15 protein-coding genes are annotated in these 24,328 nt (G+C 54.4%); all 15 read right to left on the bottom strand.

All coding sequences use genetic code 11. The features are described 5' to 3' along the window. Positions 1-22: 22 nt before the first annotated feature. The 15 genes from GHO32_RS15710 to GHO32_RS15640 all read right to left on the bottom strand — a co-directional run bounded on the left by GHO32_RS15710 (position 23) and on the right by GHO32_RS15640 (position 24,227). Positions 23-3,358, bottom strand: coding sequence for a cold shock domain-containing protein (locus tag GHO32_RS15710; protein ID WP_034065605.1), 3,336 nt, complete (start codon positions 3,356-3,358; stop codon positions 23-25). Continuing rightward, positions 3,355-5,991, bottom strand: coding sequence for a chromosome segregation ATPase (locus tag GHO32_RS15705; RefSeq protein WP_008265595.1), 2,637 nt, complete (start codon positions 5,989-5,991; stop codon positions 3,355-3,357). Before GHO32_RS15705 ends, GHO32_RS15710 begins: the two co-directional genes overlap by 4 nt. A gap of 2 nt (positions 5,992-5,993) precedes the next feature. Continuing rightward, entirely contained in the window at positions 5,994-7,934 is a 1,941-nt protein-coding gene (locus GHO32_RS15700; protein ID WP_256678614.1) for a hypothetical protein, read from the bottom strand. Further along, positions 7,928-11,284, bottom strand: a complete 3,357-nt coding sequence (locus GHO32_RS15695) for a DEAD/DEAH box helicase (RefSeq protein ID WP_054910541.1) — start codon at positions 11,282-11,284, stop codon at positions 7,928-7,930. The genes GHO32_RS15700 and GHO32_RS15695 overlap by 7 nt, the downstream gene beginning before the upstream one ends. Then, entirely contained in the window at positions 11,281-12,624 is a 1,344-nt protein-coding gene (locus tag GHO32_RS15690) for a serine/threonine protein kinase (RefSeq protein WP_054910542.1), read from the bottom strand. The genes GHO32_RS15695 and GHO32_RS15690 overlap by 4 nt, the downstream gene beginning before the upstream one ends. Further along, a complete protein-coding gene (locus tag GHO32_RS15685) occupies positions 12,617-13,333 on the bottom strand; it encodes a PP2C family serine/threonine-protein phosphatase (RefSeq protein WP_054910543.1) in 717 nt (238 codons plus the stop codon). Before GHO32_RS15685 ends, GHO32_RS15690 begins: the two co-directional genes overlap by 8 nt. Further along, entirely contained in the window at positions 13,330-13,818 is a 489-nt protein-coding gene (locus GHO32_RS15680; RefSeq protein ID WP_012206001.1) for a hypothetical protein, read from the bottom strand. Before GHO32_RS15680 ends, GHO32_RS15685 begins: the two co-directional genes overlap by 4 nt. After that, on the bottom strand, positions 13,815-15,578 hold the full coding sequence (locus GHO32_RS15675) for a Card1-like endonuclease domain-containing protein (protein ID WP_239223619.1): 1,764 nt from the start codon (positions 15,576-15,578) through the stop codon (positions 13,815-13,817). The genes GHO32_RS15680 and GHO32_RS15675 overlap by 4 nt, the downstream gene beginning before the upstream one ends. Further along, entirely contained in the window at positions 15,575-18,250 is a 2,676-nt protein-coding gene (locus GHO32_RS15670; RefSeq protein WP_054910546.1) for an FtsK/SpoIIIE domain-containing protein, read from the bottom strand. The genes GHO32_RS15675 and GHO32_RS15670 overlap by 4 nt, the downstream gene beginning before the upstream one ends. Then, entirely contained in the window at positions 18,247-18,477 is a 231-nt protein-coding gene (locus GHO32_RS15665) for a hypothetical protein (protein ID WP_177339309.1), read from the bottom strand. Before GHO32_RS15665 ends, GHO32_RS15670 begins: the two co-directional genes overlap by 4 nt. Continuing rightward, the gene (locus GHO32_RS15660; RefSeq protein WP_054910548.1) at positions 18,470-18,814 is read right to left on the bottom strand and encodes a hypothetical protein; all 345 of its coding nucleotides are present in this window, start codon (positions 18,812-18,814) and stop codon (positions 18,470-18,472) included. Before GHO32_RS15660 ends, GHO32_RS15665 begins: the two co-directional genes overlap by 8 nt. Continuing rightward, complete coding sequence (locus tag GHO32_RS15655; RefSeq protein WP_153442889.1) at positions 18,811-20,121, bottom strand: hypothetical protein; 1,311 nt, start codon at positions 20,119-20,121, stop codon at positions 18,811-18,813. Before GHO32_RS15655 ends, GHO32_RS15660 begins: the two co-directional genes overlap by 4 nt. 16 nt (positions 20,122-20,137) lie before the next feature. Then, positions 20,138-20,407 (bottom strand): WXG100 family type VII secretion target, encoded by a 270-nt coding sequence (locus tag GHO32_RS15650; protein ID WP_026383941.1) that lies wholly within the window; start codon positions 20,405-20,407, stop codon positions 20,138-20,140. Then, positions 20,407-21,141, bottom strand: coding sequence for a VWA domain-containing protein (locus GHO32_RS15645; protein ID WP_153442888.1), 735 nt, complete (start codon positions 21,139-21,141; stop codon positions 20,407-20,409). Before GHO32_RS15645 ends, GHO32_RS15650 begins: the two co-directional genes overlap by 1 nt. 80 nt (positions 21,142-21,221) lie before the next feature. Beyond that, positions 21,222-24,227 carry a type III restriction-modification system endonuclease gene (locus GHO32_RS15640; protein WP_153442886.1) on the bottom strand — a complete coding sequence of 1,002 codons (3,006 nt, stop codon included), beginning with the start codon at positions 24,225-24,227 and terminating at the stop codon, positions 21,222-21,224. Positions 24,228-24,328 lie beyond the last annotated feature (101 nt).

The following is a 24,328-nucleotide window of genomic DNA, read 5'->3' as shown; positions in this document are numbered from 1 at the left end:
ATATGAAAATCATCTATCAAAATTAAATGGTCTCATCAGTATTTCCATCAGAAACACTAGATATGTGAATAGCGTTCGCACCATCGTCACCAGTGAGGTACAGGCGCAGCGCGTAGAGCAGATCGGGGGTGCGGTCGCCTGAGGGTTTCTGGATGTTGATTTTCACACGGGAGAAGAGCTTGATGTTGGACAGTGTGACAATTTCTGTCACTCGCTCGATTTTCTTGGCCAATTCCTTGGTGATTTTTTGATGCGGCTGAAGGAGAATCTTGATTTCGGGGGTGGATGATGCACGGGTGCGAAGCAGGCCGAGCAGAAGTTCAAGCGGTTCTGTCGTGGCGCGAATCCAGTTGCGAGCAGTCCACTCGTCTTTCCGGGGCGGATATTGCTTGATGTTGAGCATGATGTTCAGAGCATTCAGAATGGACTGCAAGTTGGCGAGGCTGAATTTCTCAACAAACTGCTGCTCTCGCCAGATGGCATAGGCCAAAATACTGAGCGCGTCATTTGACGGATTCGCAACGAGCTGGGATAGCAAATCTTTCTGCCATTGCTGCGAAACATCACCAAGCGCGAAGCCGACGGCTCGCAGGTCACGAATTTTCTGACCCTCAACCTGCCCGGTTATCCACTGAACGCAATTTTCAGGCGCATCCTTGTGCATACAGGCCATTAGAAATCGAATTTCATTCTTTACTTGCTCAGGAATGCCACTCTCGTTCAGCAGGGCAACGAGGTGTTCTCCTCTGGCCTTCATTGCGTCGGCAAACCCTTTCGGACATTCACGGTCTCCAGTCGAGCGCCCATCGCGCCAAACCTGAATGACAGGAAAGTAAAGTCTCTTGCGTATACTGGCAACCAGATTTTTTGCTGATTCTTCGTCAAAGTTTTTCAGACGCACTTCATCTTTGTATCTCGGCCCTGCCACTTTCCAGCCAGAGAATTTCCCATCGCGCTCCTGAAGCTCGAATGAAATTTCTGCCCCCTCAGTGAAGTCGGCGTAGCTCAGTTCATGAACAAAACTGTTCTGATGAATGAATACAGACTCATCGGTGGATTTACATGTAGCAAAGGTAAACTGCCCGCCTATTTTGTCGGTCAGCCACTTTCTGTTTACCGTGCCAGTCGTCCTCTGTTTGGGGCGGATGTAAAAATCACGGTCAAGCTGTTCAATTGCCCTTTCCACCCAGTCCAACAGATCAGAGGTTTTATTACTGTCTTGCTTCGGAAACCGCTGCAACTCCGCCCAAGTCATTGGCTGCGGATATTCCGGCGCAGGGGCATCGGTGATTTCTTCCGTGCGTCGCCAGGTAGCGCGGATGGGTGGGAAAGATTTGTCGCGCGGTGTGAAGACGAGTTTATAGGGATCATCCGCGCCGTATTCAAAGGTCAGGTTCAACTCGCAGTCAACCTTGTTTTCCAATGGGAAGGCGGGTGAATCGAGACGAGCAGAGAAACCGAAGTCGTCACCCTTATCGCCGACATAGAGCGGAAACGAGTAATGCGGCCTGCCAGCGGGCAGTGTGAAGAATTCATCAACCGGGATGGTGACGGGTTTACCCCGAATGGGTTTGACTGTCGTTCCGCGCAAAACCAGGTGGAATCGTTGCTGATGTCCATCCTTCATCACTTTGACTGAAAGCTCAGGAATCTGGTCGCGCCAAAGTGGAATATCAGCCACCTGTTGTTGTAAAGCATGTAGATGGATTCCGCCCATAACGGGGCTTTCCATCAAATTGATGCAGAACGCGAAATTCCCGATGTTTGGAATACGCTTCAGGTGTGCTGCCTCAATGAATGGGGGCTTTGCCGGGCGGATCGCATCGTGCCACCGCCCGTTGGCATCCAGCGTGATGATGTCGTAGCCGCTGCCACCTAGCCTTTCTGCTTCCTCGCCAGGGATAACAACCGGCGGGCAACGCTCCCAATAAAAGCCTTTGGTGATGGGAAGACGTTTCGCCAGGTTTTTGTCGCGCTTGGCGATGAGCTTGGTGGCGGTCGTCTTGCCGCCAATGGAATCAACGACGATGATGGCGTAACCCTCGCCCGTGATTTTGGCCGGGTCAGCTTGAGCGAACACGGCCGCCACACTTCGCGGCAACGGCTCGGCATTCGGGAAACGCGCGTTGAGGTTGCGACGGATGACTTCAAGCTCGAAATCGTTGAGAAAGTCAGGCGCAAGCCAGATGAGTGTATCGTTCTTGAACTCTTCGCGTAGCCGAGTAGTGAACGCGCGGGCGGCGGGGTCAAAAAGCTCAGTGGCGTTGTCTTTGGCGAAAAACAGATCTGGCGCAGAAATGGTGGTCGCATCGGGATTCAGCCAAACGGCATCGGAACCAAAGAGTTCGATGTCAACGGTTTCATTTTCGCGCTGCCACCTCTGCCAAAGAAAGGGGGCCGCCAGCGACTGCGCTCCTTTTCCGTCACCACTGGCATAGCGGGGATGCAGGGCTGTGATATCAACACAAATTGGTTCGGCACTCGCGCTTTGTCGCAAATGCCGGGGCATCTTGTACTTCACTTCCTTGAACAAAGGTGGCTTGGAAGTCCACGGAAGAATCTCAAACTTTTCATAATCGAATAGTAACGGTATCTCAGCAAAAAGATGCTTTCCATCAAGCCACATTTGCGCGCATTGCTGCCAAAGGCGCATGGTTTTCTCGCGGACATCCAGTTGAGAAAGGTCGCTGGTGATGTCCTCATCGAGGGTTTGCAGCCAGCGCCATGCATCCCACACGTGACGGTAATCTCGGTGTGCTAGTAGCGTGTTGTTAGGTGGCAGATTTTCCCAATTGCCGATGGCTTGCGCCTCATCAGAACGCAACCATAAGTAGATTTTTGATAGAAGCTCATCCTCTTGACCGAGACAATCACCGCGTAAATCAAGCATTTCCGCAAGGCGAATGGCAAAGGCTTTCAGCAAGCGATTTTCCGGCAGGTCGACGGATTGAAAGCGACGCACAGCCTGTATGTAGGGGTTACCTGCCAGTTTTTCCCGAATGGTACGACCCGGACGATTACTCAGCTTAATAAAACTGTTGGCATCCAGTTCACGCACAGCATGAACAGGCAGTAGAGCGTGTTCGCGGCGAGGACTTTCGTTGAGAGAATGAAATAATCGCTCGACAGAAGCGCGGCAGTGTTCCGTTATGCGCCAAAGGCGGTCACGGGTTATCTCACTCGCTTCTGGCTGTGCGACTTTGGCGAGGAACCCTGACAAGGATTTCGGCAGAGCCGCGCCGGTCTTAGGATCGAAATCCGTGATTGAACCAAACCAATTCATTTGCTCAAGCAGTTTTTTGGCAAGTTTTTCTTTGGCACGGAAGTCGGTATAGATTTTTTCCAGAGTAATACTCATTGCTTGGCGTGAATCCTTCCTGCTCTGGCATTTTCTTCAAGTTTCACGCGCAGCTCATCTCGTTGCTCTGGTGTCTTTAAGTTCCACATTTTATGACGCTTGTCTGAATCTGGTTCATCTTTCATAAAAAGGGAGTGTGGCAATTCAGCATTGTCCGAGTCTCGACTGGCCGTGGATCTATCATTGGTTTCCGTGTCACCGACGTTTAGGTAATTTGCCGATTGCCAAATAAACTGACCATAGCCAAGATCACAGGCAAGGTCGAAATCCTCTGTCAGATTGAATGAGTTACTGCCGATTCCTGTAACGAGTTGTCCACGAATCCTGTCCAGGCACTCTGTCTTGCTCTTGCCGCGTGTATCAATACCCCGCAATTTGGGCATGACCTTCTGCACGAGTTGATCCTCGAAGGCGACATGCATAGCTCTGGCAAGCGCATCTTTATCGCGTGCAGCACGGACATCCGGGTAATTGGCCATGTAGTATTCAATGGATTGCCAAACGCGGTGACCGAGGGCACGGCCTGTAACCGCTAAAGAAGCATTGATTGCTTCAATGAATTTTTTGAACGGGCTGACTTGATCGTCGGAGAAGTTGCTGCCCTGTGCTAGCCAACTCTGCCACGACGTTTTGTGTAGCGCCGGGCCTCGATTTTTGTCATCAAGTGGAGCAAGCTTCAGGCGGCGTTTGAGTTCCGTCGGGCGCGGAAAGTTGATGATGATGGAACGGTCAAGCACCTTGTCCGAAAGGGACTTGGTGGTTTCGTCCTGGTTCATCGTCCCTGTCCAGAGTACATTACGACCGAGGGGAAGCTTATAGGGTTCCATGCCGGCGCCAATTTTCACCGGTATGAACGGAACATCATCACCCTTTCTGCCACGCCGCAGTTCTAGCTTGCTCAAAAACTCTGCAAAATAAAGCTCAGGGTGTGCCAGATTCATCTCATCAAGCAGAACAAGACACACTGCGTCCTGCAATCCTGGATAATCTGCTTGTTTCAACGCTTCAATCAGCTCTTTGTCCTTCTCAGGGTCAAGTGCTATTTGCTGATCTGGCGACATACTCTGCCAACGTCTAATGCGCTGTTCATATTGTTCGCGGCCTGATATCTGACTTTGCGCGAGAAAACGCAGCACCGGCTGTGCATCGAATTTATTGTCTATGGAATTGAAAAAGCCCAGCATGGATTCCTGCGAATCCCAATTAGGCTGGACAGACAGCGGCTCGAAATAAATTCCGCCAAAGTGCGAGTAGAGGCGCGGCAGTTCGGATTTTCCGGTTCCGGAAACCCCTGCCAGGACAGTGAGCGGCGACCATTCCGCTGTTTTGAGAGCTGTATGAAAAGCTTTCAAAATACGTGGATTGAAATGTAGTCCGTATGTATCGCAAGCATTACCAATCCCAGTGAGCCAAGTTAGCTCATCGATCTCGTGCTGCACCGGCTGCTTGACCTTATCCACACTGATGTGCGGCATCTCAATTTCTTTGTAGCGAGCGGTAACTTCAGCAGGGCGCTCATAAGCTGCACGCAAACGCTTGAGTTCGGCTTGCGCTTCGTTGGCTGCTCCCTCGAAGATGGATGCCCTTTGCGCCAGAGATTTGTTTTCGGCGTTGAGCTCCGAGCCTTGACGGCGCAGCTCGCCAATTTCAGCGACCGCAGCCTCATTGGTGGAAAGTTGCCGTTCTAACTGGTCTGCCCGTGTTTTCTGATTTTTGGCTTCTGATTCAAGGGCTTGATACCGCTCGCGCATTTCCTCAGTAGGTCGGGTAGCAAGCTCCTCTCGTAGGCGTTTGAGTTCGTCGGCCTGGCTGTTCAGCGCACGCAGAATTTCAGCAGGGTCTTTGCCACCAAGTTGCAACTTTAACTGTTCGAACGCGCCGAGAAGTTCGTCTTGAGTTTTAAACGCCTCGCGCAGTCGAATGTTTTCCTCTTTGGCAGATTGCAGAGCAGCCTCTAGCGATTTTCGGCGATCCTCAACACGCCTCTCAACCTCATCGTCCAGTTGCTCGCTGCGCCTCTGGTTCTGCTGTTCCAGCCGTTGTTCTTTGCGTTCGAGTGTCCGCTCTGAAGTCTCAAGCTCTGCCTGTCTTCCTTCGACTTCGCTTTGCAAGGCGGAGAGTGCGCCTTTTTGTTTCTCAAATTCCGTGCGCTCTGCATTCAACTGCTTTCGAGCGTCACCCTGTTGTTTTGTCCATGCATCGCGCTCTTGGGCGATTTCTGTCCGAATGCGCTCCCGTTCGGCGTTTTCGGCATGGGCAACCGCACCCAGTCGCTTTGCTTTCAGCTCGGAAATTTCAACCTCCAACGCTGAAAGGTTTTTCTCTCGCATCTCGGCAATTGCTCTTTCGCCCTGGGCGCGCTTTTCACGCAGCTCATCATTCAGCGCGGCTCGTTCATCGGCAAAACCTGCATCACACTTTTGCTCAGCCTGCGTGACGGCCTGCTCGCGCTGCGCCAGCTTGGCCTTGTCTTGCTCGATGACTTGACGCTCTGCAGTCGCATCCCTTTCACGTGTAGCCACGGCGGTTTCACGGCTGGCGATTTCGCTTTCCTTGGTGTTTATCCAGCTCTCACGCGCGTTCAAATCGGCAAGCCGCTGGGCTTCGGTGTCGGGTTGGACGGGGCTGTTCATTTTCAAGATTCCATAAGTGTTCTGATAGTTGTGAAAGCAGCTTTGCGAAGCTGTGCGATGTTCTCTTTGGGCAATGGCAGCGGCTCGTTGCCATGCCCACGCCGAGCGATAAGGTTTGCCATATCGCCGATCAAGGACGGCTGCGTGTCATGAATTGCGGCAAGTTCATCAGCATCGCTCACCAGCAGCCATGCAAGAACGCAAGCTCCGAGTGTTTGGCTGCCGCCTTGCAGTGACTGACGCACAGCCGACGTTTTGACGGTGCGCAGGCTCTCAGGTAAGCCCTCGCAGAAACCAGCCTCAGCAGCTTTACTTTCAGCTATGTCTTTGATCTGCCCGTCACAGGTATCAGGCGGCAGCCTGCCTGCCAAAGCTCTCGCAAATGATGACTGGATTGCGGCATAAAGATCGCGAACATAGGCCAAAGAGTCATCCCCGTCATGACAAGACTGGAAAAAACGCTCCGCGTGAACCAGCCGGTCTTGCAGGTTTGCGCCCAGGCGGTTGAACAGCTGGTGGCCGAACTCCTCTTGAATGCTGGTACGGGCATCCAGCAGTGCATCACCCTGCTCGTCCTTGTTTGGCGCGGTAGGAGGCGTGTCGGTAAACATGATGTCTGGCACAAGCGCATGAACGACTTCGCGCATGAACGAATCGTCAGTTAGTGCTTGCTGCGGGGCGTCCGCGCCGCCCTTGCCGTGGCCCTTCTCGTTGCGTTTGGCGTTGATGGCAAGAAGGCGGTTAATGAGGTCTGAATACGCGAACACAACACGGCGCAAGGGATGCAACGCATCGTCTTGCGCTTGAAGCAGAGCGATCGCGAGAACCGTCTCTTGGAACGCACCACCGTCCTCAAATTCCCGCAGCTTACCTTCCCGAATCGGTCTGAAGCCGTTCGGCGGCGGCTCAAGACCGACGGTTTTCGCGGCCTGCTCAAGCAGGGCGGCGTGCTGGTCTTGCGCAGTGAATTTCAGCCTTTTAATGACGGAATCAACCGGTCGGCGGCAACTGGCATAAAACAGTGCCCATTCGATGGCGGCATGGATTTGGGCGATGGAGCGGAACGGGCTATTCCGCAAGGGGCGCAAATTAGCGACGAGCTTCGGGTAACTTTGCCAGTTGGCGTCGTTGTCGAACGGCTCTTTGACCGTGGCATCCTGCTTTTCTGGACGAGGAGTGCTCAATGACTGCTTCCAACCATGCAGCCACGTGGTCAGGCTTTCCTCCTGCTCAAGCAACTGTTCGAACGATTTTTCGAGAATCAAGGAAAAACCGTTGCCGAATGGGTCGGCGATGCGGAATTCGCCATCGCTTTTCTGGATGGCGATAGGGCAGTCAAGGTGAAGCAGGTCGGGCTCGGCGACTATCGTGATCTGCTGGACTACGGGCATCTTGGTGTCCTTGCCGAACGCAGACGAGCGCTTTTTCATTGCGCGCAAAGTTCTGATTACATCACGCGGCGCGGGTATCGCTTTTCTTTGGACACCATCCCAGCGGATTATCCGGAAGTCTTTGTCCTCGCTTTCCTTTTTCCGCATGGGGTTTGTGTCGTCCAGCCAATGCAGGAAGGGCAGAATTTTTCCAGTGGCGAGTTCGCGGAACAAAAGCGCGGTAACGAATGCCGGGGCACATTCTTCTTCGCGCTCCCGCTCAATGATGGCATGGTGGTCGTCAATCAAGTCCTTGTCTTGCAAACGGAGCAGAACGCTCTTGACCAAATCGACTGGAATGCGGGTTTCATCCGCCAGCGCATCGGCGTTCATCAAGCCGACAGTTTCAAGCAGTTTCAGGATGACGCGTTCAAATGCGTTCAAGCCATCGCCATCGTCAAGAACTCTGGGCAAGGTCACGCGGTATACGTTCACCGGCCACGCGAGGTGGCGAGGCCTGCCGATGATCCCTCCGAAGGGGGCAGGTTTACCGTAATCAAGGAGCTTCAGCATGGCAGCACCACTCCTTGCTCGCGGCATAGTCGAAGGAAATCCACCAGTCCCGGCACAAAGTCCGCCGCGAGTTCACTTTGCAGCAAACCCGTATCGCCAACGACCACCAGTAGCTTCTTCTGACGACTCATCGAGACATTCAGGCGGTTGTAAAGGCAAAGGTGTCCGAACAACCCTGTGGCCTGCTTTTCACGGTCATCGCTCTTGGATTTCCAGTTATGCGGCAAGGTTCGCACCATTGAGAGGAAGACGACATCGAACTCCATGCCCTGGAATGAGTCCACCGTGCCGACGCGGAGTTTTCTCTCGTCGTCCGCGATGCTGCCGAGTTGTCTCTTGATGAGTTCGGCCTGCGCCTTGTAGAACGAAATCACGCCGAACGAGAGGTCTTTGCCTGCATCTGAACTCATCCACGCCTGCAATTGGCGGGCAATAACGGTGGCCTCTGCCGGGCGCGTCCAACTGGTTCCGCTGCGCTGGTGTCTGCCTTTCGCCGCTGGCACGTCCAGCCACACAGCAGGTTTACCGTTTATGCCGGGCAGGTTGTGGGCGAAATCGCTTTCAGGCCGTCCAGAGCCGAATTGTTCCGTCGGATCGAAGCGTTCATAAAAATTGCGGCTGATAAAGCTGCCGAGCAGTGGGTGCATCCGATACTGCTTGTCGAGCGTGACACGGCGGGAGATACCGTCGCCGTCTTCCAGCGTTTTCAAGCGGGTGGCGAACAGATACTGGAACATGGATTTCTTGAGCCAGTCAGCTTCATTCTGTGCCGGTTCGTCGGCCGATGCTGCCTCGCCAGCCTCCATTTGGCGTGCTACCTCCTCATCAATGATATGCGGCAACTGCCGATGGTCGCCCACCAGAATGATGCGCTTGCCTTGCGCCATCGGAACCATCAGGTCGCGGGGTGAAACGCGAGCGGCTTCATCCACGATGACATATTCGTATTCCATGCCTTTCTGGTTTTCATTGACGTCGCGCCCGACAAGCCCTTTGCGCTTTTGCATATCACGATTGACGCTCTGTTGGCTGGTGGCGGCAAAGGCAAAACTGTATTCGGACAGGGCATCTACCATGCCATAGGGGTTGCCTTCCAGTTCGGCCAGAAACTCGGCCAGCGCAGCAGATTTTTTATCCTTAGCCGAATACTCGGCGTTTTTGATGCGTTGTATGGCGAATTCTGCCAATGCAAGCACTGCGTCGTTCTGCTTTTCCACGCGAAAAATCGGTGGAGCGGTGAACCGGGCGAAGAGCCTCTTTTTCAACGCGACCAGGTTGTCCAAAAATGGCGCTGGGCCATCTTCATTGCGCCACAGACTGGCTTTGTCCAGCAGTTTGCGTTCGTCTTCTTCAAGCACATCACGCAGGTCATCCAGTGCGTCCATCGCCCTTTCTGGCCCGTCGTCAGAAAAGCTTTCATGGCGAACACGCAGACGGCGCGCTGCATCAAGCCATTGGGTGGAGCCATCGTTGAGGTTTTCCTCGTGCGCGAGCTTTTTCGCCAAATTCGCCGATCGCCGAGCGCCGTCTTCGCCAAGAATTACACTGCCGAGCGCTGTGATTTTCCCAGCAAGGTTGGCGGCGAGCGCGCGTGACGGGGCTTGGACATATTGCAGGCACAGGTTTTTTATTTCCCGCTCCTGCTCAGCTTCCGCAATCTGGGGATTGCGCTCGCGCAGTTCGGTGGCAAGCGAGCTGCACCAGGCTTCAAGATTGCGCTCGAAGATGCTGAGATCGTCTTCCGTCGCGCCAGACCGTTTGCCGAATTTCGGCACGGGCAGGCTGTTGAGCGAGAGCCGCTCGATCATGTTTTCCACCGCATCGTGCTGAAAGCCGGTCAGCAGCACTTGGCCTTTGATGTTCGCGCCGCGCTTGTCGGCCATCTCGTTCAGCCGCTCCAGAATGGCGGCGATGACGGTGGTTTTTCCCGTTCCCGGCGGCCCCTGAATAAGCGCGAGATCTGGCGTATTCAGCGCAACCTCAATAGCCCTTTCCTGCATGACGGTTGGCGGATTGCGAAAGACCTTGTTGCGAACGAATGCGGTGAGTGACTGGACTTTTTGCGGCGGGCGGACTTGTGTGATTTGCCCCTGTTCCTCAATCAATAGCCCAAGCTGTGGATTGGCGGAACGGCCTTCCAGAATGGCTTGACGGGCCGCCATACGCCGTTTGATCTGGGTGGTTTCACCGGCCAGCGACAGGATGAGCGTGCCGGATTCCTTGGGCAGAGCCTCGATTTTGAGCGTAAGTACACGGGTTTCCTGGTCAAACCCGACGACATCAAGGTAGGTCTTTCCTTCACGTTGCTCGCGATTTCCGTCGCCCTGCTTGATCTTCTCCGCTTGCTCAATTCGACTTGCAAAATCCTTGAAGCTCAAGCGTTCATCTTTCAAATAGTCCGGCAGTTCATCCACCAACTCGACTTCAGGTACGGCACCGTTCCCCAGCGCTTTCAATGCAGAGTCAAGTGCCTGTGAAATGCGAACCGTGACGGTTCCATCCCGCTCCTGAGCCATCTCTGTGAATTGTAAAGCCCCCACTTCGCGCGCTTGCTTGAGCAGCAATTCGCCCTCCATGTCACCAAATTCATCCCACTTTTTCAGGTAGCTATTGTCGTCTTGGGTAAGAGCGCGCATTTGCGCTTTGGCAAGAGTTTGCACTTGCCCTGCTTGTGTCCAATCGGCAAAACGCAGCCGGCCTTTGGCGAGGCGCAGGGCGCGGTCGGGTTCTTTTTTAGTCCTGGTTATGCGTGTGGCGATGTAGATGGTTTGGCCGCCTGGCATTGCTTTTTCGGTGGCAATGAAGCGGATACCTTCGCCAGTAACACAGAAAGCGTTTATTCGGGTCGGCTCCGCAGCTGTATCGCGTGGCGTGTCCTCGCCGACAGGTTTCAGTTCTTCATCAATCGCCGGGCCAGCAGTCAGGAAGAAAAATGCGTCGTTTCCCTGTTGGAAGCAGCAAAGTTCGCCCAGCCTCTTGTAAAGTGCCTCGCCCTTCGTCCGCATCTTTTCTTGCACATACTCATCCACACCGATTTCAACATCGCCCATTTCCAGGCAGACGCCGGTGAAAAAACCGATCTTCAGCTCGATGCTGCCATCGGCGGCAGGGTTTTCAAGTTGTGCAAGCAGGGAACGCCCACTGGCAAGTTCAGCGTTGAGGCGGCGGATGTCAACAGCCGCGACGGGACGAACGAAAACAACCGCGTCTCTCAGGCGGATTTCAAATTCATCTGCGCGGGATAGGCTGGCCTCTACCGAGAATACTGGCTGCTCTTGCAGGGCTTCGACATTGTCAGACCGCTTGATGCGGACAGTTATGATGTTGACAGGAATGTCCTGAAACTTCATTTGCAGCCCTCCACGAACTCAAAGGTGAGGTTGTCCGGGAAAGGCAGCGTGCCCCGCACGGGGACTGCGGTTTTGGCCGCGAAGTTCAGCATGGCTTCGTATGCTGTGTTATCGAAATACTCGAATGAAAACGGGTGAAAAAGCCGCTGCGGCAATCTGAACTCCGTGGCACCACCAGGAATCAGGATTTCCCAACGTGGCGTTTTGACGCGAATGAAAGCCGGGCGCGCCGCGCCACAATACGGGCATTGCGCGTATTCATCGGCGAAATGGCTCATGCCACATTCGAGGCAATCCAGCGACTGATCCGCCGCCCTCGCAAGCTCCAATATCCAGAACGCCATTGTCGGGCGGCGGTGCGGCAGTTCACGTCCTGCACCGAAAGTTTCCTGAAACAGGCGGCGTAATCCTTCTGTTGCGACTAATACACGGGGCAGGCCTCCAACTCCTTCGTTGGAATCGTCATCTTCGTCATCCACGAAAGGCAAGAAACCAGCGAATGCCTGTTCGTTCAGATCGGTGGCAGTGCCATTGGGCGCAGGGTCGGCATCCCAGCCGTCTTCTTCATCTTCGGGCTCCAGTACTTTCTTGCCAATGAAAGGGTGGCAAAGCGCCAGTAGCTTGAATGTCATCACAGCGAAAGCCCAGCAGTCGGTTCGCGGGCGGGATTGGTCACGGCCCTGCACTACCTCCGGTGCACCGTAGCCTGGCGTATAGACGGACACACCGCCGCTGGGTAACTCCAGGCGCATATTGTCGGCATCTATGAGCCAGACATCGGTGGTGTCGTCTTCGCCAATGAAAGCGTTGTTGGTGGAAATGTCGCCATAGACCAGTCCCGCGCTGTGCAGGCGGGCGAGGATGGCAGCGCACTTGGCAAGCGCGAGCGAACGGCGGCGGGTGGAGCCAGTTTGTGCGTAATGCAGCAGTCGCAGCGCCAGGTCCTTGTCAGGAATCTTCGTCAGCCATTGGGGCAAGGCTTGGCTTTGATCTTCCAGCTTCTTTTTGCTTCTGCCGTCCAAATCGAAACTGGCGAAGGGCTTCATGCCGTTCAACAGACGCATCACATAGCCCGGCTCGTCGCGCAGGATGGCGAGTGGCAGGGAAACGGGGATGCGCCGTGGTATGGGCAACAGGCGGACGTGCTGGAAGCGCTCGCGCAGATTGGCGTTTTTGTCCGGCTGGCCGGCTGCGTCCAGCGGCTGCTTGACGGCCAAATCCGCATCCTTGGTGCGATAGACCACGCCTTGTCCACCGCGCGCAAGCTCATCGGCCATCTGATGAACATTGTCGTATTCATCCACAAGTGGCTTCAGAGCCTGGTGTTCGGCGTTACTCATCTGCAACCTCCTCACTGCACAGGCAGGCGAGGGTTTTATCGTCGCTGTGCTTGGGCGTGGGCCAGTTTTCGAGCATCTCGTGGATGCGCCGGTTGGCACTTACCGGCGCGAGGGTTCGATGCGTTTCGGCGAAACTGCTCACAAACCCGTCAGCGTTATCCAAATCGTCAGCCACCCCATCAGTGCAGAGCAATACTGCGATGCACTGCTCCCCCGGCAGCGACAAATACTGCCAGTCTTTGGCGGAGACTTTGGAGGACAGCGCAATGGTTATATTGGAGAAGCCTTGTGTCTTGTTTTCCGACAGCGAAACGACTGATCCATCGGACTTGGCAATAGCGGCAAGTCCGTCGCCAAGCATCCCTAGGTGGATTACGCCATCCAGGTGTAGTGCGAAGAGACAGGTGGCCGCGCAATCGCGAGGTTCCAGCGGAGCGACAAGCCTCAGCCAGTTAGCTTGGATGTTGCTAAACAGCGCGTTGTGTTCGATTTCACCACCGGTGCAACAAGCCCGGGCTGCGAACTCGACGGCGAGACAGGCAGCATGGCTGCCGAAGCTGGAGAAGGGCTTGGAGCCAACTCCGTCGGACACGACGATGCCATCACCCCAAACATGGTGAAACTTCGCCCATGCATCCTGATTTGGCAAACCTTCGGCGATATGGCTCGGGCCGCGAACGCTTGCCCCAAAACTTTTCCAAAGCGTCATGCCCATTCCTCATCCGCCTGCAGCCAGTTATCGAGTACGGCGAGCACTTCTTCTGCGGCAAACACCTTTGCGCCTTTGAGCCCCTTGGAAAGATGCGGGTTGGCATCCGCGCCGATTTGGATGACGCGCAGCGTATCCGGCGGTAGACCTTCCTGCCAGCGGCTCAGGGTCTTCACGTCGTCTCTTGTCCAGAATCCATCCGTGAGGATCAGAACCTTTCCATCCGGCTCGTTACCCAGCAGTTGAACCAGCGCCTGGCCATTGGTGCTTCCATGGCAAACCAGCATTTCGACCGGGAGATCGTCCGTGACGCTCCAGTCCGGGATGCTGCGTGCCTCGCTGCTCCAAGCACAAAGGCGGATTTCCGCCTTTCCATACCCTTGCCGCACCCATTGCGCCACGGTCGTGGCCAAGGTTCGCAGGATGAAGGGCTTGCCTCCTTCACTCATGCTGCCGGAGATGTCGCAAACCAAATGGAGCATCATGGAGTTGCCTCACTCGCTTCAGCCCGCTCAGTGATGCTGTTCATCATTGCCGTTATCTGCTCAGAAAGTGATACACCACTCCAAAGCATCAGCCTGGCATCTTTTATTTTTTTCTTGACCGACTCAGTATTTGGGAGAACACAGCAGGCAACGATACCGCGACCTTCAATTCCTCCGTAGAAGCGCACAAGGTTCTGCAGCTTCATAATCTGCTCTTGCGTTACATTGCCCGCCTTGCATTCCACGATATAAAGCGAATAACCGTCGGTGAATGTGATGTCCAGCTCGTTGTATTCAACACCGAAGCTCGAATAGCCTTTTGACTCTTCTAAATTCAAGTTCAGCTTGACATTGATGCGCAAGTCTTGAATGACTCCAGCATCCTCGTAGGGTTTGCACTGCAAATAAACAAACTCCTCGAACCAGCCGCCAGATAGGTATTTGGCGAAATCAGGCCATTTCTCAAATCTCAGATCTAATCCGTAGCCTTGGACGGATACTGCCTCCATGTCATCCAGCTTGAAATTGAAGCCATCACGACAAATCTCGAATGGCCTGAATGCATTGTTATAGTCGGTCAGTTCTCTATAAAATCTACGCACCTTGTCACGATGCAGCCAAAGGGTCTCGGTCAGAAGTTGGCGACTTGGCGATATATCCTTCATGAAGGAACTGCCTGCAATCTGCAAACCATCGCTATTCAGGTGCAAAAATGTCTCGATTGAATCAATCCGCCTGATTTTTTCGCGTCGAACACTGTCAATGAATGTGACGCGACGATTCTTGCTGTCAAAATAAAACGGAACAGCGCCCAGTTCACGTGCAGCAGAGAGCGCGCCAGCAAACATCAATTTTGTGCCGCCAGTTAAATTGATTCCAATTCGTGTTTTTTCTGGAAATTGCTTTGCCAGCTCGGTGATTTGTTCGTGAACAGCGCGATCATCCCAGGGGTCAACGGTAAGTTCATGCAGGTCCCGAGAGCCAATAAAGGTTCGCATACATGCAGCAGGGAAGTCTTTTGAGTTGACAAAAATGTGATGCGCCGACTCAAATTGCCGGATGCTCAACAAGGCAGGCATCCGTTGCTCACCAAAAAGATGGAATGTCACATCGAACCCGTTGGAGATGCCTCGGATCGCAGCCTGTTTTGAGCTGTGTCGCTCAAGCCACTCGGCAGGCAACGCTATGACTTCAGGTGCTTTGCCAATGATGGACGATGCTATGAGTCTTTTTTTGAGTTCAGGGTAGCTCAGCGCCGCGAGCGCCCAGACAAAGGCCATCACCGGAGTTCCTGGGCTGAGATAGAGCGTGACGAGCTTTTCACCTGGCTCCTGTTCAACCCCATCCAGCGCCCGTATTGCGCTAGCGTAAATACCTTCGGTGTCGTTGAGCTGGTAAAGCTTCTCGCTATTTAAACGGATCCTTGCGTTGCAGCCCAGGGCGGCGGCTTTCTTTTTCAGCCAGGCTTCAAAATGTTCATGTGCGACAGAGGTATTGGCGAACCTGGAGACAAACTGATTAGTAAGCTTCCAGTCTTTCTCTTGCCCCATGCTTCGTATTGACGCCAATTCAAGCGTGAACGTCTTCTGTGCCTCAATCAATTCGCTGGCATCATTATCCATCCGGGTGTAACCCAGGATAATGATGTCCGAGTAGGGCGCGCCCGCAAGGGCGCTCGCAATAGGGCCGTCGGTATTCTCAAACCCCAGCGACGCGCGAAAATCGGTGATTCCATACCACGTGAGCAGAAACCTCTTCATTGAGTGCTTTCCTGAACATATGGCCGGAACCATGTGATGTCATTCGTCATTTTGTTTACGAATACAGCTCGGCTCGGTTTTTCAATACCTTTGAACTTGCCAACACCGCCACTCACAAGCGATCCAGCATCGTCTTCGTTCATGCAGTACGCCACGCGCAATTCGAAAAAGGAAAAAAGGTCTTTGCTGGCACTGGCACAGCGCTGCCAACGGTCAACAAAAATAAATACAAACGTCCCCTTTCTTGGGCCGTCCTCGGCGAGACGCTTTAACAAATCAGCCGGGGTAGGTGGTTCGCCAGGCTTGGGCGATCTAAACGCTGGGGCTGGCTGTAGTGCTTTCTCGGAATCCAGGCCATCGATAATCAATGCTACGCGGCGATTCCCAATATCGTCTGATATCGCTTGAAGTGGTAGATCGGATATATCGTCGAACATCTTGAGGCGTGCACCGAGCATCTGCGCTGCGGCTGAGAATCCTCCTCCTGGGGGGACCCCGCGCGCGTTGAAGTACACGATTTCATCAAAGCCATCGACGAAAGTCAGACTAAAAAGCGTAGCGGACAGGAGTCCATCGTGAATGTGGTCGTTGTAGCCGCTGAATAGAACATTGAACGCGGATCGACGAGTAAGTGATACCGTCAACGGTTTTGAATCGAATGCGAGGTTTTCGCCCAAAAGAAGAGCTTCTTCATGCGCACAAGCTGTCTGATATTCAAAGGGAGACGGCATCTGCGGAAGGAATGCACCGCTGAAGATTTTGGCTTTTTCAGCCACCCCAGAAAGAGATGTACGCGCTATCAACTTCTTCAACAAATCACGGCGATGCTCGCTTTCTCCGGCGAATGGAATCATGAACTTCACATTGCCGGATTTGGCACCGTTAGCATTGTTGATGATGCCTTCAGGTGGGCTGCGCAGCTCTGCGGCTGCCCAGTTCCCGCCCCCGAGGATCATTGCGGAGTCTTCCTGCCCACAAGCCAGTGCGATACGGCATCCCAACTGGGTGATTATGCTTCCGATTGACTGCGCGTTGATGCCTTTCAAAGTCTGAGTAGCCAGGAGGATGTGAATACCGAACGAGCGCCCCTGTTTCAAGAGCTTCGACAGCAGCTGCTCAGCAGCTTCTGCCACCTGGCGACTTTCTGAGAACAGAATTTGGAACTCATCTATGACTAGCAGAACGCGGGGCAACCGTACCCCGCTTGATTTACGGTATTCGCTGAAATCGTTGACATTTTTTGACTTGAATATGCGTGCACGCGTTTCCAGTTCATCCACAAGATGCCTTAATACAGTAACGCCATATTCAGGGTCACTTTCCGTAGCGACAAGGCGGGCCTGTGGGACTGGGGGCGTTGCGTAAATATTGAACTCAGTCGATTCCTTGTAATCCAGTAGATAAAGATCAAGCTCCTCAGTCGGATATTTCTCGCATAGCGTGTGAATCAAAACATGGAGCAGATTGGATTTTCCCGAGCCTGTCTTCCCCGCAAGCAGTACATGATGCTCGGAGTCCGTCGCGCCCAGTCTCAGGGTCGCGAAGTCGCCTGCGGTCGTCCAGCCAATGGGAATATCAAAGCCACCAAGAGTCGTCTCCCCCTTGCCGAAGCTCGTCCAGAGATCAGGCATCGTTTTCTTGAAACGCGTCTTGGCAGCACAATCTTCAACGAGCCTTGCGAGAAAGCCATCCAGTACATCCTGTCGCGGCCATTGCTCCGGCTGGTATGTGAATGACAGCTCGCCAGCCCCAGCGCGTTGCAACAGATCATTCAGTTGCGTGGTTGAGTTTTTCAGCGTGGCGTTGAGCTTTTCATATCGCCGGTCTTCCATGCGCTGCTCATCAATTGCAATGATGGGCAGCACACCGCAGCGTGGACCGTTTTCGCAAATGCGTCCAAGGAACCAAAGAGATTTTTCCGATATTTGCTCTGGCACATCAAAGAGCAGTACTACCTTGTAAGGCAACGGGGCATCGGGTTGAACTGCGTTGTATTGTGACCAGTTGGATGCCTTGTCATTGAACCGCTGCTGGATCAACTCCTCGATTTCGTCCGTCAGCTTGCCGAGCGCGGCTTCGATTTCGTCCGAACGAGTAAGAACATGACCTTGCGGCACCAATTGCTCAACCTTCAGCAATGGCAGGAATGGCTCGACCGATTGCCCCTGCTGCAGGGGGTCAATCAGTGTCAACTCTACTTGACCTACTGGCAAAGCCTGCAGCAACCGTAACAAGAGACAATGCACGAGGTGTTTCTGCTCTGCATCGCCTTGTGGAAAAACAAGAGCGCTGGAGAAGGGAAATGAGATGACTTTTGAGGCATGACAAGAGAGCTTCTCAAAAGAGACTTGCTCCGAGCCAAGCACAAGACCTGCTGGAATTTCCGATGCCATCAATGGCTTGTCTACGACAAAATCCACGAAGGCGGGCTGATGTTGTCTAAGCTGCGAACTTGCGTTCGCTATAGCAGTTGCATTTCTTTCCCACTCTTTGGCAAAGCCTGCCTGCCAATTCGACTTCCTTATGCTCCGATTGCGCTCCTGATCTTCGTTTAATGCTTTTTTAGTGGTATCGAATTCGCGGTCGATGCGCGCACAACCTTCTTGATAGTCCGCAATTGCCTTGTGTAGCTTGGAAATTACGCTCTGAAAATCCTTCGCGCTTCCACTCATTGATTCCACCCACTGTCTTTGAACTGCAGCTCGCGCGCATCATTCAAGGTTCGATCAATGGCGAACGATTGCTGCTTGAAAGCAGCATTGAGAATGCGGAGTGAATCGACTTCCTTGAGAATCGGATCAAGTACATCGGCAACAATGGACGCGCCGAACGTATCACGCACTCCCTCGCGAAATTTTCCAGCACACATCGCAGCCATTCCAAAGGCCTCATCAAACATTAGCTTCCTCCTCTTCCATATCACCATCGATTGGAAGTTCGAGAACATAGTCATCAGCTACCGAGACTTTGGGAAACAGGGGTGCGCAAATAGTCCCAGGCAGCAAGTAGCTCGATTCGAACTCAGGGCTCTTGGCCCTGAGTTCGCTTAGAAATGCGCGCCACTCTTGCTCGGACAACTCAATCGATCTGCAATTAACTGTCAGCTCCAAGAGGCGTGTGGTGGACGCATCCACGCCATCCATATCTCCGACATTGACTGCACGCAGGAGGACGTCAACTTCAGCTCGAACTTGCGCGAGAAGGTCATGGTTAATAATTGCGAAACGTATTTTCATGGTTGCTCCTCCTCGTTTTGGCGGATGAAATCAAGACAGGACTGATCTATTTCATTTTTCCTTGGCAACATTCCCACCATCGGCGAGCCAGCTTCGCGCAGGGCATCGCGCAGTTCTTTCTGTTTTTCTTCTGGCAAATCGTGGATGTCTCGTGAGCAAAGAGTGCATTGCGCGTCTGCTTGCTTGTGCCCTTCGGCCTGAAAAATCATGTGATCTTTCTGCGAATAGAGGTATTCCGCCTTGCCGCATTTCACTTCGAATGCCATCGAGCCTCCCACAGGAGCCCTCATGCCCTCACCACGCCCCAGAATGACCGGAACCCGCAAGTCGGTGACTATCAAATCTGTTTTTGTGTAGCGTCCGTTATCGCCCACAAAGGTTCGCCCTTGCGTCTCGATCCGGCCGCCAAGTGGCGCAAGTGCGTGCCGAACTATCTGCTCCCCGAATTCACCGCTCAGGTGTATCCGTGCCTTACGTGCGACGATGTTTCGCTCTGCATCACCCTTGGCGGCTACCCATTGGTTCCGAAATTTATCGACCTGCTTGCGATACGCTGGATCACGGTCGTAAAGATATTCCTGAAGCAATCGTCTCTGCTCTGACGATAGGTTCATGCGGTCTCGCAACATATCCGGAGTCACAGGGCGGCCATCTTTGGCAGGGTCCCATTTCAACCATGCATGGAATTGCGCAGCGGACGGGTTTGTCGCGAGATAGGCATCCAGTGCCTGTTGCGCGGATATCAAGCGCGCAGTGCCAACTTCAATCGCCTGACCGACAGTTGCCAAGTGCGTATTGCATGCTTGTAGGGTCTGCTCCAGGGCATGTTCGGCCATCGCCTGGGCCTGCTTCGCAAGATCCACGCGCTGCTCCATGGAGATGCGATCTCCTGTCGCCACCTCAAGCTCTGCTCTTGCTTGCTCCAGCATGCTCTGAGCCTGCTCAACAGCGGTTTCTGCTTCGGTGACGGCAGAGTCCTCGCCGGAGCAGTCTGGGCAACGTCCATCGTCATCGTGCGGCTGAGCAAGGCAAGCAGATAGCGAAGACTGGGCGGAAGAAAGCGAGCTCTGACTGCTATCAAGCGCTTGTTCAGCGCCATCAACATTTTGCGTGGCGGCTTGCTCCTGCTTGATGGCGCTTTCCAACATGCTTGCGCTGCTCTGCGCTTCTTCACGAGCCTCTGCACATTTCTGCTCCGCAACAGCAATTTGTTCGCGACATGCGGCCTCTAGCGCCTCGCGCACTGACTGCAGCTCGCGCACGAGGTCTTCCAGATTCTCCACTTGCCCAATTGAAACTTGTGCCATTGCGACTTCGCTGCCCTTAGCTTTGCAAATAATCTCGCAGGCGCGACGCGAGCGCTGCCAGATATGGAACCTGCTCGGACGCATTGTCGTTGAAGTGCTGCAACTGCTGAACGAGCGCGTTGTAATCCTCCTCAAATCGCGCCCGCTTTTCGTCTTGCCAGGTGTCTCCGAGTGAAGCAAAGGCACCGTTAAGGTTGCCTACAGCATCGTTGAGCGAATCAACAAACTGTTGTAACGAATAGGCGAAGCGCTCTAGCTCTTCTGGGTCGCCAATTGCTTGCGCCATTACCAATACCCTCCATCTTCTGTCGAAGAACTTTGTGTCACAGAGTTCTGTTTATCCTGACGTGCTTCGATTGTGGCGGGCTGGATGTCAATGGCGCTCGCTTCAGGCACATTATTTGGCGTCTGTGACTTCGTGCGAATGGTCACCGACATGGTGACAAACTTGAAGAAGTCACGTAGCTGCTTGGCATTCTCTGCGTAGAAGAGGCGATTAGAGGTGCCTTCGATATATTTCCCAAGTACTGCCTCGTCAGCATCAGCGCCTATCGCCATTGCCAAACGGTCACATTTTGCAGAGCGTCCGTCGCTAATGAATGCGTTTAGAGGCTTTTCCCACGCATCATTCGGCCCACCATCAGAAACCAATACGACCGTCGGACGATACGCACGCGAAGGAACGACATCTTTGTCTTCGATCATCGCTTTGGCCATTTGCAATGCCGTCCCAAGCGGGGTCATGCCGCCAGCAGAAAGATCCTGCCAATGAATATCGCTGGCGCTGGCAAGCGGCTGATGCAGCACTACCTGAGAGCCAAAAGTGATGATCGCCACATGGATTTCAGTTTCACCGTTCTCGGTGTCGCTGAACGTATCCAACATATCGCGAACGGCATCATTCACATTGCGGATCTTCTCTCCGCTCATGCTGCCGCTGACATCGAGAAGAAGCACGACGGGTAGAGGCTTCGCTTTCGGTGCCGTGAATTTCGACGGATCGAATGGGATATTGCTCATATAAAAAACTCCTTTATCCAAAATTACGGGTTCGCACGTAGTCATGACGAAAACTTGTCTCGCCGTAACGACGGCAGGACCTACCCCTTTACCGCCTCGGTCAAAAGATCGTCAACCGAGCGCGCCACCACATACCGGGCTGGGTTCTCACCAACCCCCAGCGCCGTGAAATGCGCCTTGCCGCATTCGATCTTGGCGCTTTCCTTGTCGCGCAGGTCGTCGGTGAACAGGCTGCTTTTGGTTTCCACCACAAAGTACAGGTGCTGGGTGCCGTCTTCTTCCACCAACACGGCCCAGTCGGGGTTGTAGGTACCCAGCGGCGTGGGCACTTTGAACCAGCCTGGCAGCTTGGCGTAGAGCTTGATGGCTTCGTTTTTCTCCAGCCCATCGGCGAAGTCCCGCTCAGTGGTCGAGTCGTACACCACGTGCTCGTAGATCGACTTGCGGGTATCTTGCAGCATGTTCTTGAGATAGCCGGTGAGTTCTTCCTTCTCGAACAGCTCCTGCGCATAGACATGCTGGTCGCCCAATTTCTGGTACTTGATGCCATCGACCAGAGCCAGGCGCTTGCAGCGGTTGATGGTTTCGGCGGTCAATTCGATGAACTGTTGCGGGTTGCGCTTGAAATCATGAAGGCGGCCGCTTCCCGTCAGGATGCTGACGATGGTGCGACGGGTGAGCTGGGTGCGGTCCTGCAGGTCGGTCAGCAAATCCGGCAGCTCGATGTCCGCCTCGTCCAGCACCACGGTCGCCGCGCCCGCTTTCTCTGTCGCGGCGACACCCGCCTTGCCGATAGAGATGTCGGCCTTGCGCCATTGCAGCCGTGCCTTGGCGATCACCGGGGCTTTCTGCAACGCAGCGATGCAATCCGTCACCAGCTTGGCGTTGTCGAACTGCACGCGGTAAGTGGTGCGGTGCTTGATGCGATCCCATAGCGCCTTGAACTCGTCGCTCAGATAAATGGCTTTGCCATCGTTACCCTTGCGCAGCGGAACCTGTCTGCGCTCGTCGGCATTCTTGATGTCCAGACGGCCTGATACCTTGCGCAGCACTTCGGCAATCTGGCCTTTCTGTGCCTCAAACTCGGCAGGCAGTGCCAAGGTGCCGTTCTTCAGCGCCTTTTTCAGTGAATCTTGCACCTTGCCCTTGGCATCGATATGACCGGCGGCCTTCAGGTGTTCCCACAACGCTTTCGATTGCTCAATACCCAGCGGCGCGGCATGCCCGTCAGCGTCGGTCACGGCAATGGCGGCAAACTGGTGTTGCTCCACGATGCCGAAGCGGATGCCGGTGTCTTTCTCGATTTCCTTTTGCAGGTTCTCGGCAAACTGTTCGTAGTTTTCCGTGGCCACCACAGTCAGGGTGTTGACCTCGAAGCCGCGTACCCGCTCACCATCCTGATTGACGCACAGACGCAGGCCACGGCCAATGGTCTGGCGGCGCTCGCGCTCGGTCTGAATGTCACGCAAGGTGCAAATCTGGAACACGTTGGGGTTGTCCCAGCCTTCCTTGAGCGCGGAGTGGGAGAAGATGAACTTCAGCGGCGTGCCGAAGGACAGCAGCTTTTCCTTCTCCTTCATGATCAGGTTGTAGGCGCGCTCGGCATTCTCCCGGTTGCCCGCATTGTTATCAAAGGTGTCAGTCCAACCGCCTTTTTTGTCGATGGAGAAATAGCCGTTGTGCACTTCCTCGGCGGCAAATGCCAGGTCGATCTCGGCAAACAAGCTCTGGTATGCCGGCAACTTGGCGGCACGGCGATATTCCTCCTCGAATATCTGTGCATACACGCCCTTGACCGGCTGGCCGTCTGCGTCGTATTGGCGGTATTTGTCCACCGCGTCGATGAAGAACAGGCTGAGCACCTTGATCCCCAGCGGGCGCAGGTGCTTCTCCTTGTCCAGGTGTTCCTTGATCGTGCGGCGGATCATCTCGCGTTGCACGGCCAGCGCATCCACATCACCGTGGGCTTGGCCAGGTTGCAAAAACACCTCGCCACCGGGGTAGCGCAGCTCCATGAATGCTTCGCCCTTGGCCGTGTTGATCTCGCCCACCCGAAAATCGGCGTAGATCGCGCGGCCATCGGCGCTCTGCTGGAGGTCGTCGCCATCGCTGACCGTCACCTCCACCCGCTGCACGCCGGTGCCGGTCTGTTTATCCAGCTCGACCTTGGCGCTGATGCGGCCGCGCTTGTTTTCCACCTTCACCAGGCGCACGAAAGGCTTGTTGTGCGCGTCCTCTACCGTGGCCGACGCCACTTCGATCTGCTTGACCAGCTTGCGCTCGTAGGCATCCACCGCATCCAGGCGGTACACCATGTGGTGCTTGTCCACGTGGGTGGCGGAATAGCGCAGTGTGCACAGCGGGTTCATCGCATCCAGCGCTTCCTTGCCACGGCCTTCCAGGCCGCCGTCCACGCTTTGCGGTTCATCCACGATGATGATCGGCCGGGTCGCCTTGATCAGGTCAATGGGCTTCTCGCCACCGGTCTTCTCGCTCTCCTTGTAGAGGTTGTTCACATCCTTCTTGTTGATGGCGCCCACCGTCACCACCATGATCTGGATGTTGGAACTGGTGGCAAAGTTGCGCACCGGCCCCGGCTTGGCCGAGTCGTACAGGAAGAAATCGAAGGGCACGCCCGCGTAGAGCCCCTTGAAGTGCTCCTCGGTGATTTGCAGAGTCTTGTAAACGCCTTCCTTGATCGCCACTGACGGCACCACGATCACGAACTTGCTGAAGCCGTAGCGCTTGTTCAGCTCGAAAATCGTGCGCAGGTACACATAGGTCTTGCCGGTGCCGGTTTCCATCTCCACCGTGAAATCGCCCGAGCTCAGCGCGCCGGAGGGCGGCAGGCCACCGCGCAACTGGATGTCGGACAGGTTCTTGAGCAGTTCATCGTCCAGCAGGGTCAAGCGGTTGCCCATGCCAAGGTCAGACTGCGCCACATCCAGCGACATCTGCGCCTCGTCGGGGAGCCTCATGGTCACCGTGAATTCGGTGCGGCACTGCTCCTGGCCGCGGAACAGGTCGCAGACCGCCTCGATGGCCTGAAGCTGGTAGTCGAGATCGGGTTCAAAATGCAGCTTCATGGGCCATCCTGGTCGTTGTGGAGTCCGCAAACGACACAAACACGTTTGCGGAGCGCAAAAATACAATCAGACTCCACAAGCATCTTTGTGGAGTCCAGCCG

This window comes from Pseudomonas sp. FSL R10-2189 (genome assembly GCF_009600325.1).
In the GTDB taxonomy this organism is placed as follows: domain Bacteria; phylum Pseudomonadota; class Gammaproteobacteria; order Pseudomonadales; family Pseudomonadaceae; genus Aquipseudomonas; species Aquipseudomonas helleri.
The sequence above is the reverse complement of the archived record's forward strand: the minus strand, read 5'-3'. Positions and strand labels throughout refer to the sequence as shown.

Bases quoted from the DNA above. Each gene is read 5' to 3' on its own strand.
- GHO32_RS15655 (WP_153442889.1), bottom strand. From the start codon at position 20,121: ATGGCACAAGTTTCAATTGGGCAAGTGGAGAATCTGGAAGACCTCGTG.
- GHO32_RS15680 (WP_012206001.1), bottom strand. From the start codon at position 13,818: ATGATGCTCCATTTGGTTTGCGACATCTCCGGCAGCATGAGTGAAGGA.
- GHO32_RS15675 (WP_239223619.1), bottom strand. From the start codon at position 15,578: ATGAAGAGGTTTCTGCTCACGTGGTATGGAATCACCGATTTTCGCGCG.
- GHO32_RS15670 (WP_054910546.1), bottom strand. From the start codon at position 18,250: ATGAGTGGAAGCGCGAAGGATTTTCAGAGCGTAATTTCCAAGCTACAC.
- GHO32_RS15645 (WP_153442888.1), bottom strand. From the start codon at position 21,141: ATGAGCAATATCCCATTCGATCCGTCGAAATTCACGGCACCGAAAGCG.
- GHO32_RS15700 (WP_256678614.1), bottom strand. From the start codon at position 7,934: ATGCTGAAGCTCCTTGATTACGGTAAACCTGCCCCCTTCGGAGGGATC.
- GHO32_RS15695 (WP_054910541.1), bottom strand. From the start codon at position 11,284: ATGAAGTTTCAGGACATTCCTGTCAACATCATAACTGTCCGCATCAAG.
- GHO32_RS15710 (WP_034065605.1), bottom strand. From the start codon at position 3,358: ATGAGTATTACTCTGGAAAAAATCTATACCGACTTCCGTGCCAAAGAA.
- GHO32_RS15650 (WP_026383941.1), bottom strand. From the start codon at position 20,407: ATGGCGCAAGCAATTGGCGACCCAGAAGAGCTAGAGCGCTTCGCCTAT.
- GHO32_RS15705 (WP_008265595.1), bottom strand. From the start codon at position 5,991: ATGAACAGCCCCGTCCAACCCGACACCGAAGCCCAGCGGCTTGCCGAT.
- GHO32_RS15660 (WP_054910548.1), bottom strand. From the start codon at position 18,814: ATGAAAATACGTTTCGCAATTATTAACCATGACCTTCTCGCGCAAGTT.
- GHO32_RS15685 (WP_054910543.1), bottom strand. From the start codon at position 13,333: ATGACGCTTTGGAAAAGTTTTGGGGCAAGCGTTCGCGGCCCGAGCCAT.
- GHO32_RS15640 (WP_153442886.1), bottom strand. From the start codon at position 24,227: ATGAAGCTGCATTTTGAACCCGATCTCGACTACCAGCTTCAGGCCATC.
- GHO32_RS15665 (WP_177339309.1), bottom strand. From the start codon at position 18,477: ATGTTTGATGAGGCCTTTGGAATGGCTGCGATGTGTGCTGGAAAATTT.
- GHO32_RS15690 (WP_054910542.1), bottom strand. From the start codon at position 12,624: ATGAGTAACGCCGAACACCAGGCTCTGAAGCCACTTGTGGATGAATAC.